The sequence below is a fragment of the Nocardia sp. NPDC059691 genome (assembly GCF_042733915.1).
In the GTDB taxonomy this organism is placed as follows: domain Bacteria; phylum Actinomycetota; class Actinomycetes; order Mycobacteriales; family Mycobacteriaceae; genus Nocardia; species Nocardia sichangensis.
This window is the reverse complement of record NZ_JBHWFB010000010.1, coordinates 140,097-155,603: the sequence shown is the minus strand read 5'-3', so window position 1 is coordinate 155,603 and position 15,507 is coordinate 140,097. Positions and strand designations below refer to the sequence as shown.

Genomic DNA, 15,507 nt, shown 5'->3' with positions numbered 1-15,507 from the left:
GCCCGGCCGGTGAAGGCCCAGGCGGCGACATGCCCTGACGTCCATACTTTTTCATCATCCGCCGGTCCACCGCGATTGCGGCGGACGCACCCGGTGCACGCGATCGACGGACGAGGCTCCGGGCTGCTCGACGAGCGGGATGGGCCATCGGAGGTCGATCATGGTCGCCGTGTGCAGCGTGCGTTGGCGTTTCATGATCGGCCCGAGCTCCGGCGCGCCGATCGATACCGTCACGGTGCAATCGCCGGGGCCGAGCGCCGACAGCATGCCGTTGCGAACCGTGGCGGCGAGCGGCTGGAGCAGCAGCGCGACACAGAGCTCGATCGTGAACTCCCCCACCGTATTTCCGTCGATGGTGACGTCCAGGCACGGATGGTAGGTCTGGGTGATCTCGTGTTCGAACAGCGTCACCTGCTCGGCTCCGCCCGCACTTGTACGCATCGCCGCCATGCGTAGCCGGTCGTAACGGCGCCAACCCTCGATCGCGACAGTGCCCAAGTCGACCTCGAGCAGCCCATCTATCGTCTCGGCCACCTCGCGCAGCGCCGCCGACTCCAGTAGCGCGGCCACGCCCGGCGCCCGGCGCAGTGCCAGGTGTTCGGCGCCCCTTTCGTGCAGGCACTCGGCCAACTCGCCCACACCGACATCGTGCGGAGCGTTCTGGAACAGCACTGTCCGAGCCCTGATCAACGCTGGACTTGTCATCCGAATACCTCCTTGACGCTCAGCCATGGCTCGCAGGCCCGCAGCCGCACCCGGACGTCGGGAGCGCGGGCGACCTGGCGAACGTGGATGGATGGGGGGACGTCCGCGACCACACGCACCTCTACCTGTGGTAGATGCGGATCCTCGTCGTGCGACGCGCCGCCCGGGCGTTTCCCGCGACCCCGTATGACCAGCGCCGCGGCACCGAGGGCAAGGAGGAACCCTCCGAGGCCCACTATGCCGACGGGGCCGGTGTCCGGGTTGCCCGCATCGGCTTGTCCCGGAGGAAGCGGAGGCTCGCCGGGCCGTTCCGGGTTTCCGGGTCCGTTGGATGTGGGGACGAGCCGCGCGGGTGATATCTCCACGGATGTCTTCGCGACAATGCGCTGAGAGGTTCCCGAACAGGCGGCGGGGATGGAGTGCGGACCCAGTGCGGCTCCCTGTGGCACATCGACGCGAGCATCGAACGAACCGCCCTGAGCCTGGGCGGTCACCGCCGCGGACCAGTCCGGAAGCACCCGCACCAGGTCGCAGGGCCAGCGTTCGCCGTGCACAGTGATCACAGTGCCGCGTTCGGCAGTGGCCGGCGCGGTGAGAACGGGTGCGGGAAGCACGGCCGAACTCTCGGTCGGTACAGGGGACGGACCGGAACTCGATGGCGGCGCGGTTGTCCCGACCGGTTTCGTCGTGGTCGTCGTCGGACTCGGTTGCGTCGTGGTTGTGGACTCCGGCTTTGTCGTCGTGGTTGTCGGTTCCGGATTCGTCGTGGTTGTCGGTTCCGGCCTGGTCGTCGTGGTTGTGAGCTCCGGTTCAGTCGTGGTTTTGGGCTCCCGTTTCCCCGTCGTGGGCTCCGGTGTCGTCGGGGTGGTCGTCCAATCGGACCGCGTAGTCTTGGGCAGCCAGTCATCCGTGGGCGTGCTGTTCGGCCAAGCGGGTTGTGACGTGACCGGCGACGGGTTAGGCACGGTGGTAACCGGCTCCGGTGCCGCGACCGGTACCGACACCGCGCCGACCAGTCCCGCTACGGCCGCCGCGACAAGGAATACTCGCGAATCGTTTCTCATGATCACCTCCCCCGAGACAGGCATGCTCCCGAGGATGCAGTCGAGCCTTCGCTCTCCTCGACCTGCCGACGCGAGTAGCCGACTACCCGTTTCCCGTAGTCGCGCCCGTACCCGTCTGCCCCGGCACCGCCCTTGATTCCGCGAGGCCAACGGATGTATCACCCGTCGCCGAGGCTCGAACGCACCATCGTGCTCCGCGACTTCGCCCCAGCGGTCGACGCGGGGAAGGCGGCTCCCGGCCGGGTGCAAGAGCGGGACCTTGGTCCTTCGCCGCTGGCTACCGGTTGCTCTACTGCCGCCTCGCCGAGGAGACGGACACTCGCAGGTACGCCGCCACGATCTCGACCCGGCCCGACAACGGCCCCCGCATGCGAACCGGAGGAGAACCCATGTTCACTTCGAGCAAGGCTCCGATCCTCGCGGGTGTCGACGGTTCCGAGGTGGCGCTTGCCGCTGTGCGCTGGGCCGCCATCGACGCCGCCCACCGCCACGCACCGCTGCACCTCGTCTATCTGACCGGCGGCCTCGGCGACCACGGTTCCGGCGTCGAGTTCGGGCCGTCCGCCCCCGGCAGCTATCGGTGGGGCGGCCCGGACGCGTTGGAGATCGCGTACGCCACGGCCATCGCCGAATCCGCTCCGATCCATCGGATCGACGTGACCGCGGAGTTGACCAACGCCGCCCCCGTTCCGGTTCTGCGCCGCCGATCCGAGACCGCGCGGCTGCTCGTGGTCGGCGCCCATGACCTCGGCGCGTTCAGCCGCGCGATGCTGGGATCGCTGAGCACCGCGCTGGCGCGGCAGGCGGGATGCCCCGTTGCCGTCGTTCCCCGTGGCGTCGAGCACGGCGACGGGCCTGTCGTCGTCGGCGTCGATGCCTCCACGAGCAGCGCGGCAGCCGTCTCCTTGGCTTTCGACGAAGCGGCGTTTCGCGGCGCCGATCTCGTTGCCGTCCACGCGTTGTCCGGCTTCCCCGGCTCGCTCATCGAATCGCGGGAGGGTGGCGAGGGATTGCTCGACCGGAGTTTGGCAGGGTACAGCGAGGCGTATCCGGAAGTGACGGTGAGGCGTGTCGTGGTCGAGGACCACCCCGCCAGGCGACTGCTCGAGGCGGGCGAGAAAGCGCGGTCGATCGTCGTCGGCAGCCGCGGGCACGACGACTTCTCCGCGATGCCGCTCGGTTCGGTCAGTAGAGCCGTACTACACGGGGCGCAGGTGCCGGTGATCGTCACAAGACCGGCGAGCTTTGCGCGGCACCCCCGGAACGGGCGATAGACGGGCACCGCCACCGCGATCGACGGACCGTCAACGCTACCGATTCACGGTGCACCACGGGGAGCCGTGGGCTCGTAGCCGAGCTCGCACACGAGGGCGGGCGACGACTGCCGATCGGATTGTGCCGCTATCGAGCACAACCGACCGTCCAGCCGCCGCCCGCCGAGGACGCCGCCCGCCCGCCGTCAGCCGTCCAGGCGCTCCTGGATGGCCTCGATGACGCGAAGCCGCAGTTCATCGGCGCGGATGACCGCATCGACAGAGCCGACTTCGACGGCGCGCTGGATGTTGTGGATGCGGTCGAACTCCGCGGCCACTTCACCGAGTTTCTCCGCGCGCACCGAGGAGCGCAGTTCGTCCAGTTCGGCGCTCAGAGTGGCGCGATCGGTACCGGCCGCGTTGGCGACGCGCACCTCCAGCTGCTGCACCCGCGGGTCCGCCGTGGTGCGGGTGGCGACGTCACCGGAGAACACCGCCGCCGCGGCGGGCGCGCCGCCGAGCACCGAGGCGAACGAGCCTTCCAGCGCCAAGACGGTCATGTTCGGGTTCAACGCCTTCGAGAAGACGACGAACGCGCCACCGTGATAGCGGGAGATCACGCAGAACACGATCGGACCGTCGAAGTTGACGATCGCACGGCCGATCTCGGCGCCGTACTCCAACTGCAACTTGCGCATCGACTCCGGCGACCCGTCGAAGCCCGACAGGTTCGCCAGCACCACCAGCGGACGGTTGCCGCTCGCGGCGTTGATCGCCCGCGCGGCCTTCTTCGACGACCGGGGGAACAGCGTGCCCGCGGTGTAGGTGTCCGGGCCGTCGGTGGGCGGAAAACCGTGCCGCGGCACGCCCCTGGACTCGATGCCCAGCAGGCACACCGGGATTCCGCCCAGATGCGCGTCCTGCACGACGGCGGTCTCGGCGTCGGCCATGCCCGCCCAGCGCTCCAGCACGGGGTGGTCCTGGTCGGCGACCGCGCGCATCACCGTGCGGATGTCGAACGGCTTCTTCCGGTCCGGATTCGCGGTGGCGGAGAAGATCTCGCCGACGGTGGCGAAGTCGCTGCCCGCCAGGACGTGCGGGAAATCGGAGATGTCGCGATCGATGGGATCGCTCGTCTGCGACCGCCGCGGCGCCTGCTCACCAGGGACGATGTAGGTGTGGTCGTAGTGCGCCATCAGGATGTCGCGCGCCGCGGCCAGGTTCGGCGCCCAGTACTGCGCCTGTCCGTTCGGACCCATGACCCGGTCGTAGCCGCCGATGCCGAAGTTGTCCTCGGCCGACACGCCGCCGGAGAAGTCCAGCGCCTGCTTACCGGTGAGCACCATGGCCGAATCCGGCGTCATCACCAGGATGCCCTTGGTGTGCATGAGCATGGTCGCCTCGGCGTTCCAGTACGGCTGGGCTCCGACATTGATGCCCGCGACCACGATGTTGATCTCGCGGCCCGCCTGGGTGAATTCGACGATCCGCTTGAGCGCGGCCGCCACCCAGTCCATGTTCTCGGTGCCCGATTCCATCGAGATGCGAGCGCCCGCCGACAGCGCGTACCACTCCAGCGGCACCTCCAGGCGCTCGGCCAAGTCCAGTGCGGCGATCACCCGCCTGCACTCCGGTTCCGACAGCGCGCCCAATGCTTTCGTCGGGTCGCCGAGCAGCACCACCCGCGTGACGCCCTCCGGGTGTTTCGGGGTGGCCGTGGTGATGACGCCGGCGACGATCGCGGCGGTGTTGCGCCCCTTCGGCCGGTCGACCGGGACGAGCGTGTGGTCGCTGTCGAGGTCGTATTCGGTGAAATCGCCGAGCAAGCCGGTCAATTCGTAGGGGTACACCGCATTGCGGCCCGCGGCGCGCAGCACCTTCTGCCGGTAGGCGTCGAGCGGTTCGATCGGTTCGTCGGACGGCTCGCCGAAGGTCACCACGGTGCCGCCCGCGGCATCGAAACTGATCCGGATGGCCACCTTCGCCAACTCGCCGGTGTCCGCGTCGCGTTCCCGCGCGATGAGCACGATTTCCTCGAGTCCGGCGCCCGCGGTCGTCGGCAGCACATGGCCGCCGATCCGCTCGAGCTCGGCGCGAGTGACGTCCAGCGGCGGCCAGACGTACATCACGATGCGATTGGTGTTGAGCCGCTTCGCCGACGGCCGCTGCGACTGCGCCCGGCGGATCGAGTCGAGGCAGGTGGCGATCGTGCTCTCGGCGGTCGGCAGCGCGAGCAGCCGTCCGTCGTGTTCGCGCAGCGCGGTCAGGTCCCGCACCTGGGCGAACGCGATGAGCCGGTCGTCGGCCGGATTGTCCTTCGCGACGCACCGGAACAGATAGATCTCCTCGTCGTCGGACGACGGCAGTCGCGTCAGATCGAACTTGCGCAGCCGCTCCATTTGCATCCGCTGCGCGATGTACGGATGCAGGCCGCGGATCAGTCGTTCCTCGGCCGGGCCGGTGGCCGACGGGCGGAAGGTGAAGTGGTGATGCATGACCGCGCCGTTGCTGCCCGCGACCGTCGCGGTGATCCGGTGCACCTGCTTCGGCAGCGGCTGCGCACTGAGCACCGAGTGCAGAGCCGCGGCCATGGCGTCGAAGTCGGCGGGCTGCTTCTCCCAGCTGAGGTAGATGTCGGCGTCGATCGACACCGCGTCGCCGGTCAGTTCGGCCAGCCCGCGCACCGCGGCGCCGAGCGCGTCGAAGCGCACCGCGGCGGACACCAGGCTCGCACCGTCGCGGTCGGCGATCAGGTAGCGGCATCCGTCGACGTCGTGGGTGCGGACGCCGGTGAGCCCCTTGTTGCCGTAGTACCGGCGGGTCAGCACCTCGAGCATCGCCGTGTTGTCGTCGCTGCCGCGCACCAGCCGCTGGCCCAGCAACCGCACCAGCGGTTCGGTGCTGCGGACCATGTCGGAGATACGCTCCGCGCGATCGGACGCGTCGGGATGGGTGTCCAGGTACCGCAGGGACCGGCGGACATTGGTGTACACGCGGGCGCGATTACGCCGCAGCAACGGCTGGCCGTACCAGCCGAACACCAGACCGCGAGCGAGATCGGCGACGACGGGGAAGTGCACCTGGGTCGCGGCGACCAGCCGTTCCAGTGCCAGACCGACCGGTTCGCGCAGGGCTCGATCGGGCATCCGCTCGCCCAGCCACTCCCGCAGCAGTGCCGTCACGACCGCGACGGTGTCGGTGCGTTGCTGGGCGAGGAAGATCCGGAAGACCGCGGCCTCGAGCTCGGGGGTACGTTCCAAATCGGACACGCCGTAGTGGCCGAGCGCCCGCGCGAGCTTGCTCTTGAACGATTCCGGCAGTCCCGCCCGTTCGACGTCCAGGCTCTGCAGGTAGGTGTGGAAGTACTCGCGGGCACTGTGGACATGCCCTTGGGCGTCCTCACCCGACGGCCGGTTGTGGCTCAACTCGGCGAGGTCGGTGAACACGTCGATGAGCTCGAGTTCCTCCGCCAGCGGCCTGCGGTCGTCCGCGACGGCGACACGGCGGGCATCGAGGTAATCCGTCAGCACCCGGCGGTCGTCGTGCGGATCGACGTCGAAACCGAGCAGCAGGCCGCGCAGGTCCTGCGACCGTCGGACGATCCGCTCGTGCGGATGAGCCTGCGCGTCCCCGGCAGGCAGGTCCAGTTCGACCGACCCGACGACCGCGGTCTCCTCGACCGCGTCGTCGACCAGGCGCTCCAGCCGCAGCAGCGGCGCCCCGGTCTCCACCTGGGTACCGACCGAGACGGCGCATTCCTTCAGTCGCGCCTTGAACGGTGCGCGCAGCACCGTCTCCATCTTCATGCTCTCCAGCACCAGCAGCGGCGCGTTGGCCTCGACCTCGTCGCCGACCTGCAGCGGCGTGGCGACCACGAGCGCGGGTGCGGGCGAGCGGACGACGCCGCCCTCGTCCCGGCTCACCCGATGGGTCACACCATCGACGTCGACCACGTGGATCGGCCCGTGCGTGCCCGCGGTGACGCGGAAGGCGGTGCCGTTGACCACGATCTGGCCGGAATGCCGGTCATAGCGGACCAAGTCGACATCGGCGGTGCGGATGTCCTCGCCCGCCTCGATGCCGATGCGGAAACGATGCGCGCCGGTACGGGCCACGCGCACGCGATAGCCGACTCCGCGCAATTTGAGGTCGAGCGGTCGACCCGCGTGGTGCTGCACCAGGGGACGACCGCCCGCGGCGGTGGACAGCAGGCGGTCCCGCTCGGCCCGTTCCTCTTCCTCGTAGGCGTCGATGGCGGCGGCCGCGAGCGCGACGGCGGAGTTGCGGTGCGAGACGAGGCGACCCTGTCCGCGCACCCGGTCGATCCAGCCGGTGTCGGCGCTCGCGTCGATCACCTCGGGCTGGTCCAGCAGTTCGAGGACGAAACTCTTGTTCGTAGCGCCGCCCTCGATGATCACCCGGGTCTGCCCGACGGCCCGGCGCAACCTGCCCAGCGCCTCGGACCGGTCGCGACCGTAAGCGATGATCTTGGCGATCATCGAATCGAAATCGGCGGGGATGACATCGCCTTCGCTGACACCGGTGTCGACCCGAATACCCGGACCCGCGGGCAGGTCCAAGCGGGCGATCCGGCCCGGCGCGGGAGCGAAGTCGCGGTCGGGGTCCTCGGCGTTGAGCCGCGCTTCGATGGCGTGCCCACGCTCGGCGGGCGGCTCGCCCTCGAGCCGTTCACCCGAAGCCACCGCCAGTTGCGCGCGAACCAGGTCGAAACCGGTGGTCTGCTCGGTGATCGGGTGCTCGACCTGCAGACGGGTGTTGACCTCGAGGAACGCGAACAGCTCGTCACCGGGGTGATAGAGGAACTCGACGGTCGCCGCGCCGCGGTAACCGACCGCGACCGCCAGGCGCTCGGCCGAGGCCTTGAGTTCGGCGACCTGCTCGGGCCGCAGCACCGGTGACGCGGACTCCTCGATGACCTTCTGGTTGCGCCGCTGCACCGAGCAGTCGCGCACACCCAGCGCCCAAGCGGTGCCCTGACCGTCCGCGATCACCTGAACCTCGACATGGCGAGCGCCGGTGACGAGCCGTTCGAGGAACACCACTCCACTGCCGAACGCGCGGGCGGCCTCCTGCCGGGTGCGTTCGTAGGCGTCGACCAACTCGGCCTCGTCGGTGACCACGCGAATACCGCGCCCGCCGCCGCCCGCGGTCGCTTTCAGCATGAGCGGGTAGCCGATGTCGGCGGCGGAGGCGAGCGCGTCGTCGACGGTCTCGACCGGGCCGCGGCTCCACGGCGCGACCGGTACACCGACCTCTTCGGCGATGAGCTTCGCGCCGATCTTGTCGCCGAGTTTGCGCATCGCCTCGGCATCCGGACCGATGAAGGTCACGCCGATCTGGTCGCACAACTCGGCGAACGCCGGATCTTCGGCGACGAAGCCCCAGCCGACCCACGCGGCGTCGGCCCGAGTCGCCACCAGCGCCCGTTCGAGCGCCTTCAGATCCAGGTACGGTCGCGCGGAGGCCGGCCCGAGGTCATAGGTGATGTCGGCCTCGCGCACGAACGTCGCGTTGCGATCGACATCGGTGTAGAAGGCGATGGTCTCGATCGAACGTGCCGTTTCCGCGGCCAGGTCTCGGACCGCGTGGATGAGGCGCATGGCGGCCTCTCCCCGGTTCACAATGGCGATGCGGCTGAACACTCGCCGTCCTTCCTCTCCGAAGTTGTGGCCCGGTCGACGGGCAAAGGGTGGATACCCTTTGTCGCACATCCGGTCGGTGCAATTACACCTGTCCGGTGGTTACTCGGCCGTATCGTCGCGCGGGTGCGGGGCAGGCGCGCCGGGTAGCCCGCTGCCGACTGCGACGTTCAGGGAAGCGTGGAGTGATCCGGCAGCCGTCGGTCGCAGAGATGGCGATACCTGCGACGGCCACCCCGACGCCGCATGGTAAGCATCGTTCACCACGCGAAGGTTAGAGGCAGGCCGGTGCCGCGTCAATCTTTTCGCCTCGCGTACGCTCGCGTCGTCGGATTCCGCTACGAAACCAGAAACGCGAATTACTGGTCGGTTTCGAATATTTTAGCGAGTACCGAGAGCTGTGGCGCCGCAACCTGCACGCGAACGGCGTCTCCCTTTCGCAGACGTCTCCCCTCCCACGAACGGGGAACCTGCCACTTCGCGCCCCACCGGACGACCCCGTGACCAGGAACCGCGTAGTTGTCCCGGGTCCACCTCCTCACCCCGGGTACGGAGCAAACGACTCGATGCGCCCGCCGTAGCGCGTTCCGATCGCGATCTTCCCGACCTCGGCTTTACCGTAGGCGTACGAAAGGCTCGGATGCCTGTTCACCCGTCGCGCTGCCACCCTGCACCCGGTAGGAGACCTGGCGCGCCGACCAGGGTGACGATCGGGATCCCACAGGTCGCAGATGCGTATGAAGCGCACCGCCTTCGCCGATGCGTCGACGTCCGGACAGACCGCGAACCGGTTGAACCGATCAGCCATGATGCAGCCGCGCCCGTCGATTCGGCCGAAGCCGACACTGCGGTCAGTTATGCACCGAGGCAAGGATGTTCGCCGAATCTCGAACCTTGCCGTAGAGAACAGCGCGCAATCCGTCCGTGAACCTCAGATCCCGATCACCGGTCATAATCGCGAGGACATCGTCGGCGCCCTCCTGCCTAGCATGATCACCGGTCGAAATTCGCGCCACCAGGGAATCCCACTCGCCCGCGTTGCTCAGTTCGAGATAGGCCTGTTCCTCGATGACGAAACCCGTGATGTAGGAACGCAATACCAAAACGATCTCGCCGACGCCGAACTGCGGCAGAACCACACCGCGGAGGAGTGTCGTCAGCGTACTGGAGACTCTGATGGTCTCCGGCGAAGGCGAGTACGAGCCCGCGACGACGCGCCCTCCCTCACGGAAACGAAGTATCGCCGCACGAATACGCCGACAGCAGATCATCGTCTGAGCGACATCGGGGTTGCCGAGGTCGATATCCGACAGGTCGACGGCCCGGAAAATGGTGTCGGCCATCGCACGCTGGAGATCCTTCCGGTCCCGTAAATGCTTGTACAACGCACCCGGCGTCACCCCCGCCGCGGCCGCCAGCCGTCGCATCGTGAGCGCGTCCAGACCGTTCTCCGAGACGTAATCGTGAGCGATGTCGGCCAGACGATCCCGGGTCAACCCGCGCTTGGTCATCGCTATCGCGCCGATCCCGCGCCGCGAGCAGGCCCAAGGACGCGGCGAGTGCCTCCCCCCACGTGATCGACACATACGAGCCGTCGAGTCACCCCACGGACATCTACGAAGCGGAGGCCGTCCAGATCTCCCGAACACGAGACGGAAGTGGTTACGACCGCCGGGTGATCAATGTTCACCTCGCCGAGGCTAGGACAAGCGCTGCATTGCCGTCAACGGCTCGACGGATGATACATATCTTGATGCGCATATCTAAGTATGAACATGCAATTGTTCCCGTGGCGCCCGACGGCAGCGAATTCACCCATCTCGCCCAGCTGGGCGTTCTGCCGGCAGCGCTCGGTTCAGGCACGGCCCAGCCTGCGCATTCGTATGCACCGCCGTTTCGGTGGCTACCCTCAGACGCGATGCATGTTGAGTTGATGCTCGATTCACTCGACGGACTGTCCGTGGGAGACGCGCTGGGAGCGGAATTTCCCATCATGGGCCGGTCGATTCCGGATCTTCGGGCCGGCAATCTCCCGGCCCGGCAGTGCGGGTGGACCGACGACACCGAAATGGCCTGCACCGTGGTTGCCGAACTCATCGGTCGCGGTGGGATCGACCAGGATCGGCTCGCCGCCGCCTTCGCGCGCCGATTCGACCCGAGCCGTGACTACGGCTTCCTGGCGGTCGGTACCTTGCGCCGGATCCGCGACGGCGTGCACTGGCGGGAGGCGGCCGGAGCCGTGTACGACAACCAGGGATCCTGTGGAAACGGTGCGGCCATGCGCGTCGCTCCGCTGGGCGCCTTCTACGCCGACGATCCGGAAAAGATCGCCGCCGAAGCGGCGCGGTCGGCGCAGGTGACGCATCTGCATCCGGAGGGCGTCCTCGGCGCGGTCGCGGTGGCGCTCGCGGCCGGTCAGGCCGCTCATGCTCGCCTACGCGGAAGTCGGCCCACGCCAGCGGATTTCATCACCGGCGTCCTCGACCGCCTTGACGACGGCGAGACGACCCGCCTGATTCGCCGTGCTCGCAGTCTGCTCGATGCCTCCGCGGAGGAGGCCGCGGACGAACTCGGCAACGGATCCCGGGTCACCGCACAGAACACGGTGCCGTTCACGATCTGGGTAGCGGCGACGCATCTCGACGACTACCCGGCCGCGATCACCACGTGTATCGCCGCAGACGGCGATATCGACACCACGAGCGCCATCGCCGGCGGCATCGTCGCCGCCCACACCGGCACCGACACGCATCCCGGCCCGCTCGGAGGAGTGCCGCGAACCTGGCTCGCCGCGCGAGAACCGTTGCCCGGCTGGTTCGACCCCACCCGCCGACCACCACGGCGCAAAGATTCCGTTTCCGGCCGCTTCCGGAAGTGGCTATCCGGCGCGTCGTGAGAACAACCAGCTGACGCCGTGGATCCGCAACACCAAGACGCCACTCCCCCGTCGCACCTCCTCGCCTACCCTGGCGCCCGCCGCACCGGTCGCGGCCCAGAGTCTCTTGGCCGCAAAGCTTTTCAACCGAGCGGCACCGATCATGCGGTGGCGTGAGCGATGTCCTGTGCCCTCGGACGCCCCAACGCTTCTCAGTGGCGAATGAGGTCGGCCCGGAGCGCGTCTGTTCCCGATATCGGTTCGTCATCGTCCAGCCGCGCGTCAGCGGTTGGTCGCCGACGCGAAGTGCGCTGCGGGTGATCCGACGAGCCGGTAGTCGTCGTCGGTGTTCACGTGCAGATCGAGCTTGTTTTGGAAGAGGAGGATGATGTCGGAGCCGCCGAACTGGAAGTAGCCGAACTGCTGGCCCTTCTCCATCTGCCTGTTCTCGACCGCGGTGAGCACGACCGAACCCACGTGGGACATGCCGACGCAAACGACCGCGACGATGCCGATGTCACCGACCGGTGCGACGGAGGTGTCGATGGTGACGACACCGCGGGTTTGAGAGAACTGATAGCCCGTCTGGGCGTCGAGCCGGGCGGCAAGGCCTTGCTCCTCGCCGAGGGCCCGCCGCAAATGCTGGATGATCCTGTCCGGCTCGCTCACATCAGCCTCCTGCCGGCCGTGTAAACCCAACTCTACGTCGCGGCCTGCGGCGGCCAGACGTTCCGCATCGCCGACAACATCGACTCCGCCATCGAGGCCGTCGTGCGGACTCGAGGCGAAGCATCCCGTCAACGGTGCGCAGCAGTCGCGTTTTCAACTCCACAGGGTCACATGCACTTTCGGGCGAAACCGCGTGACGCCCACGCCGGACCCACGGATCATCGCCTGGATGCATCGCGGGGTGGTGATGAACCGCAGCAGTTCCGACACCGCGGGCTGGCGGGAATCGGGCGGCAACGTGGTGGCGCACCACTCGTCGGATACCTGGAGCCCTGGTCCCTTGACGTGGATCAACCGACCGGCCGCGAGATCGGCGGCCACGGCGAAACCGATCGTCGGGGTGATGCCTCCGACCCGGCGGACCTCTTCCAGAGCGGCGGCGTCGCTCTGGAAGATCCGCTGATGGGATTCGGGTACGGCCAACTCGCGCAGCATCGTCGCGATGTGCCCGTCCACGCTGCCCGCGCTGGGACCCAGCATCCACGGCTGCTCCCGCAGCAGCGCCGGAGGTGCGGCGACGCCCGCCAGAGGGCTGTCGGGGCGCGCGACCGAGATGATCTGATACTTCAGGAACGGCCGGGCGGCGATGGCGGTGTCGGCGTTCTCCGGCCCGGGCCCGAGCGCGATGTCCACCGCACGGGTCTCGATCAGACCGCGGAACCGGCTGGTGGGGTGCACGCTCAGTTCGACCGCCAGATCCTTCGCCCGCGCCGCGAACAAGTCGATGAGGCCGGGCGCGGCATGTTCGGCGAACGCGCTCGATGCCGCGATACGCAGCAGCCGTCGGCCATGGGCGGCTTCGCTCACCTCGATCGCGGTCTGCCGTTGCAGTCCGAGGATCTCGATGGCCCGGCTGGCCAAGCGCAATCCGCCGGGCGTGAAGGCCAGCCCCGCGGCGGCGCGGGTGAACAACGGGTCGTCGAGCTCTTTGCGCAGCTGGGCGATGTGCAACGAGACACCGGCGTCGGACATCCCCAGCTCTCTGGCCGCCGCATGGACGGAGCCGAGCCGCACCACGGTCGAGTAGGCCCGAAGCTGGGCGGGCGTCACGATCCGAGTCTAGTTTGGAGGTGGACGCGGTGCCTACCGCCGTATCGCGCCCGGAGGACGCATCATGCAGGACGTGCTCACGGATCTGATGGCAACGTGGAACGCCGGGGGCACGGCTGGGGTCGCGACGGTTGTGCGCACCTTCCGCTCGGCGCCGCGACCGCCAGGCGCCGCCATGGTCGTCGCCCCGGACGGGACGGTCGGCGGTTCGGTCTCCGGCGGCTGCGTCGAAGGCGCGGTCTACGAACTCGCCACCGACGTCGTGCGCACCGGCCTTCCGGTGTTGCAGCGGTTCGGGTTCTCCGATGACGACGCGTTCGCCGTCGGCCTCACCTGCGGCGGCATCATCGACATCTTCGTCGAACCGATCTCACGGAAGACGTTTCCGGAACTCGGCGAGGTGGCCGCGGACATCGCCGAGCACCGGCCGGTCGCGATCGCGACCGTCATCGAGCACCCGGACCCCGGCCGGATCGGGCGGCGGCTGCTGATCCGGCCGAGTGACGCGCGCGGCACGCTGGGGTCGGCGCGCACCGACGACGCGGTGATCGATGACGCGGCCGGGTTGCTCGCGGCGGGCCGCAGCGAGGTGCTGTCCTATGGCCCGGACGGACAGCGTCGCGGCGAGGGCATGGCGGTTTTCGTCGCCAGTCATGCCAGGCAGCCGCGGATGCTGGTGTTCGGGGCCATCGATTTCGCCGCCGCCGTGGCGCAGCAGGGATCCTTCCTCGGGTACCGGGTGACCGTATGCGACGCGCGGCCGATCTTCGCCACCTCGGCCCGGTTCCCGACCGCGGACGAGGTCGTCGTCGACTGGCCGCACCGCTACCTGGCCGCGCAGATCGCGGCAGGCGCGGTCGATGCGCGGACCGTCGTCTGCGTGCTGACCCACGATCCCAAGTTCGACGTTCCGCTGCTCGAAGTGGCCCTGCGGGCGCCGCAGATCGGTTATGTCGGCGCCATGGGGTCGCGCCGCACGCATGACCAGCGGCTGGCCCGCCTGCGGCAGGCCGGCCTCACCGAGGAGCAACTCGCCCGGCTCGCCAGCCCGATCGGGCTGGATCTGGGCGGCCGGACGCCGGAGGAGACGGCGGTGTCCATCGCGGCCGAGATCATCGCGCGGCGCTGGGGCGGGCACGGCCGTTCGCTGACCGGAACCGGCGGACGGATTCACCACACCGCGCCGACAGCCGATTAAGTGATTACTTAATCCGGTCTTGACCCCCAGTTCAGCGGCGCAGAAGCTGAGCTTCTCCCCATGAATGTGAGGTGGGTCACATGCAGGTGCCCGGACCATTCGAATACGAGCGCGCGACGGGCGTGGATCACGCCGTCGGACTCTTGGACCGGCTCGGAGAGGAGGCGCGCATCATCGCGGGCGGGCACAGCCTGTTGCCGATGATGAAACTGCGCCTGGCCAATCCGGAATATCTCATCGACATCAACGACCTGGCTGCCGAGCTGGGCTATATAGTCACCGATCCGACCCTGGTGCGCATCGGCGCGATGGTGCGGCACCGGCATCTGCTCGAATCCGACGATCTCGCCGCGGTGTGCCCGATCTTCCGTGACGCCGAGCGCGTGATCGCCGACCCCGTCGTGCGCAACCGCGGCACGATCGGCGGCTCGCTGTGCCAGGCCGATCCCGCCGAAGACCTGACCACGGTCTGCACGGTTCTCGGCGCCACCTGCCTGGTGCGCGGACCGTCCGGCGACCGGGAGATCGCGATGGACGACTTCCTGGTCGGCCCGTACGAGACCGCCATGATGCGCAATGAACTTCTGATCGAGATCAGAATTCCCGTGCGGCATCGGACCTCCAGCGCCTACAAGGAGGTGAAGCGCCGAGTCGGCGACTGGGCGATCGCGGCGGCAGGCGCGACGGTGACACTGCGCGACGGTGCGATAGCGGCCGCCCGGATCGGCCTGACCGCCGTCGAGCCCGATACAGCGGCGCTGGCCACCGCCTCGGACCTGCTGGTCGGCGCGCCGCCCACCGAGGAGATCTACGTGGAGGCGGGCCGGCGGGCGAGCGCGGCGTGTGCACCAGCCTCCGATTCGCGAGGTAGCGCCGACTACAAGCGCCACCTCGCGTCCGAACTCACGATTCGCGCGCTGCGCACCGCGGTGGAGCGCGTGCTGAACCATCCCGCACCGAGAGGGAACTAGCC

At 68.5% G+C, this 15,507-nt stretch carries 10 protein-coding genes; 4 read left to right on the top strand and 6 right to left on the bottom strand.

The annotated features are described in order from the left end of the window. Nucleotides 1-54: 54 nt before the first annotated feature. A complete protein-coding gene (locus ACFV2O_RS22635) occupies nt 55-705 on the bottom strand; it encodes a hypothetical protein (RefSeq protein ID WP_379253499.1) in 651 nt (216 codons plus the stop codon). After that, nucleotides 702-1,319, bottom strand: coding sequence for a hypothetical protein (locus ACFV2O_RS22630; protein ID WP_379253498.1), 618 nt, complete (start codon nt 1,317-1,319; stop codon nt 702-704). The genes ACFV2O_RS22635 and ACFV2O_RS22630 overlap by 4 nt, the downstream gene beginning before the upstream one ends. An 839-nt stretch (nt 1,320-2,158) precedes the next feature. Between ACFV2O_RS22630 and ACFV2O_RS22625 the strand changes: the two genes are divergently transcribed. Beyond that, a complete protein-coding gene (locus tag ACFV2O_RS22625; RefSeq protein WP_379253497.1) occupies nt 2,159-3,043 on the top strand; it encodes a universal stress protein in 885 nt (294 codons plus the stop codon). 185 nt (nt 3,044-3,228) lie between these two features. Here the strand turns inward: ACFV2O_RS22625 and ACFV2O_RS22620 are convergent, their stop codons facing one another. Together ACFV2O_RS22620 and ACFV2O_RS22615 are read right to left on the bottom strand one after the other, a co-directional pair. Next, nucleotides 3,229-8,685, bottom strand: coding sequence for a carboxyl transferase domain-containing protein (locus ACFV2O_RS22620; protein WP_379253496.1), 5,457 nt, complete (start codon nt 8,683-8,685; stop codon nt 3,229-3,231). 848 nt (nt 8,686-9,533) lie between these two features. Beyond that, the gene (locus tag ACFV2O_RS22615; RefSeq protein ID WP_379253495.1) at nt 9,534-10,193 is read right to left on the bottom strand and encodes a TetR/AcrR family transcriptional regulator; all 660 of its coding nucleotides are present in this window, start codon (nt 10,191-10,193) and stop codon (nt 9,534-9,536) included. 407 nt (nt 10,194-10,600) lie between these two features. Here ACFV2O_RS22615 and ACFV2O_RS22610 point away from each other — a divergent pair, with 407 nt between their 5' ends. Further along, entirely contained in the window at nt 10,601-11,578 is a 978-nt protein-coding gene (locus tag ACFV2O_RS22610; RefSeq protein ID WP_379253494.1) for an ADP-ribosylglycohydrolase family protein, read from the top strand. 261 nt (nt 11,579-11,839) lie between these two features. On the opposite strand, the gene ACFV2O_RS22605 is transcribed toward ACFV2O_RS22610, so the two are convergent. Together ACFV2O_RS22605 and ACFV2O_RS22600 are read right to left on the bottom strand one after the other, a co-directional pair. Continuing rightward, nucleotides 11,840-12,226 carry a phosphatidylserine decarboxylase gene (locus tag ACFV2O_RS22605; RefSeq protein WP_379253493.1) on the bottom strand — a complete coding sequence of 129 codons (387 nt, stop codon included), beginning with the start codon at nt 12,224-12,226 and terminating at the stop codon, nt 11,840-11,842. 153 nt (nt 12,227-12,379) lie between these two features. Next, a complete protein-coding gene (locus ACFV2O_RS22600) occupies nt 12,380-13,336 on the bottom strand; it encodes a LysR family transcriptional regulator (protein WP_379253492.1) in 957 nt (318 codons plus the stop codon). Between the two features lie 64 nt (nt 13,337-13,400). Between ACFV2O_RS22600 and ACFV2O_RS22595 the strand changes: the two genes are divergently transcribed. Both ACFV2O_RS22595 and ACFV2O_RS22590 read left to right on the top strand, forming a co-directional pair. Beyond that, entirely contained in the window at nt 13,401-14,534 is a 1,134-nt protein-coding gene (locus tag ACFV2O_RS22595; protein WP_379253491.1) for an XdhC family protein, read from the top strand. Between the two features lie 80 nt (nt 14,535-14,614). Then, entirely contained in the window at nt 14,615-15,505 is an 891-nt protein-coding gene (locus ACFV2O_RS22590) for an FAD binding domain-containing protein (RefSeq protein WP_379253490.1), read from the top strand. Nucleotides 15,506-15,507 lie beyond the last annotated feature (2 nt).

Bases quoted from the DNA above. Each gene is read 5' to 3' on its own strand.
- ACFV2O_RS22635 (WP_379253499.1), bottom strand. From the start codon at position 705: ATGACAAGTCCAGCGTTGATCAGGGCTCGGACAGTGCTGTTCCAGAAC.
- ACFV2O_RS22625 (WP_379253497.1), top strand. From the start codon at position 2,159: ATGTTCACTTCGAGCAAGGCTCCGATCCTCGCGGGTGTCGACGGTTCC.
- ACFV2O_RS22615 (WP_379253495.1), bottom strand. From the start codon at position 10,193: ATGACCAAGCGCGGGTTGACCCGGGATCGTCTGGCCGACATCGCTCAC.
- ACFV2O_RS22610 (WP_379253494.1), top strand. From the start codon at position 10,601: ATGCATGTTGAGTTGATGCTCGATTCACTCGACGGACTGTCCGTGGGA.
- ACFV2O_RS22595 (WP_379253491.1), top strand. From the start codon at position 13,401: ATGCAGGACGTGCTCACGGATCTGATGGCAACGTGGAACGCCGGGGGC.
- ACFV2O_RS22590 (WP_379253490.1), top strand. From the start codon at position 14,615: ATGCAGGTGCCCGGACCATTCGAATACGAGCGCGCGACGGGCGTGGAT.